Genomic DNA, 1,377 nt, shown 5'->3' with positions numbered 1-1,377 from the left:
GTCGGGACGCCCTCTCAGCCAAAAAACCCCGCGCTTCATACATGCTGGAAAGCTGTGTGCAGCGCACGAGAAACAGGGAGACCTGAGTGTCTGTCAAGATCGGTATCAACGGCTTCGGCCGCATCGGACGCAACTACTTCCGCGCGGCTCTCGCGCAGGGAGCGGACCTTGAGATCGTCGCCGTCAACGACCTCACCGACAACAAGACCCTGGCGCACCTGCTGAAGTACGACTCGGTGGGCGGCGTCCTCGACGCCGAGATCAGCTACGACGACGAGAGCATCACCGTCAACGGCAAGGTCATCAAGGCCTTCGCCGAGCGCGACCCCGCAGGTCTCCCGTGGGGCGAGCTGGGTGTGGACATCGTCATCGAGTCGACCGGCTTCTTCACCAAGGCCGAGCTCGCCAAGAAGCACATCGAGGCCGGCGCGAAGAAGGTCCTCATCTCGGCTCCGGGCACCGGTGTCGACGGCACGTTCGTCATGGGCGTGAACGAGGACACGTACAACCCGGAGACGGATCACATCATCTCCAACGCATCTTGCACCACGAACTGCCTCGCACCGCTCGCGCAGGTCTTCAACGACGCGTTCGGCATCGACCGCGGCTTCATGATGACCGCGCACGCGTACACCGCCGACCAGAACCTGCAGGACGGCCCGCACAGCGACCTCCGTCGTGCACGCGCCGCCGCGATCAACATCACCCCGGCTTCCACCGGTGCTGCCAAGGCCATCGGCGAGGTGCTCCCGGAGCTCCAGGGCAAGCTCAGCGGCTCGTCGTACCGCGTTCCGGTTCCCACCGGTTCGATCGTCGACCTCACCCTCATCACCGACCGTGAGAACCTCACGGTCGACGAGGTCAACGAGGCGTACAAGAAGGCTGCTGCCGAGGGTCGCCTCGCCGGCTACCTCCAGTACAACGAGGACCCGATCGTGTCGAGCGACATCGTGCACAACCCGCACTCGTCGATCTTCGACTCGACGCTCACCAACGTGAGCGGCAACCTGATCAAGGTCTCGAGCTGGTACGACAACGAGTGGGGCTACTCCAACCGTCTCGTCGACCTGACCGAGTACGTGGCCGAGCGCCTCTAAGCTCAGGAACATGACTCTGCGCACCCTGGACACACTGGGGTCGCTCGAGGGCAAGCGCGTCATCGTCCGTTGTGATCTCAACGTCCCGCTCCGGGACGGGATCATCACGGACGATGGCCGTGTCCGCGCCTCGCTGCCGACCCTCAATGCACTCATCAACGCGGGCGCCCGCGTCGTCGTGTGCTCTCACCTCGGACGGCCGGATGGCGCGCCCGACCCGCAGTACAGCCTGGAGCCGGTGGCTCAGCGGCTGTCCGAGCTGCTCGGCGCTCCGGTCGCG

General features: G+C 64.9%; 2 protein-coding genes. Both read left to right on the top strand.

Annotated features, from left to right (window positions below):
• The first annotated feature begins 86 nt into the window (after window positions 1–86).
• Window positions 87–1,097: a type I glyceraldehyde-3-phosphate dehydrogenase gene (gene gap, locus ACNPM4_RS17355; RefSeq protein WP_105710159.1), complete on the top strand. Its 1,011-nt coding sequence runs from the start codon at window positions 87–89 to the stop codon at window positions 1,095–1,097.
• Window positions 1,098–1,107: 10 nt separating this feature from the next.
• On the top strand, window positions 1,108–1,377 hold a 270-nt coding region (pgk, locus tag ACNPM4_RS17350; RefSeq protein ID WP_448986510.1), incomplete at its 3' end, for a phosphoglycerate kinase.

The sequence above is a fragment of the Microbacterium umsixpiens genome (assembly GCF_053543675.1).
Note: the sequence above shows the minus strand (reverse complement) of the source record. Positions and strands in the feature narration are given on the sequence as shown.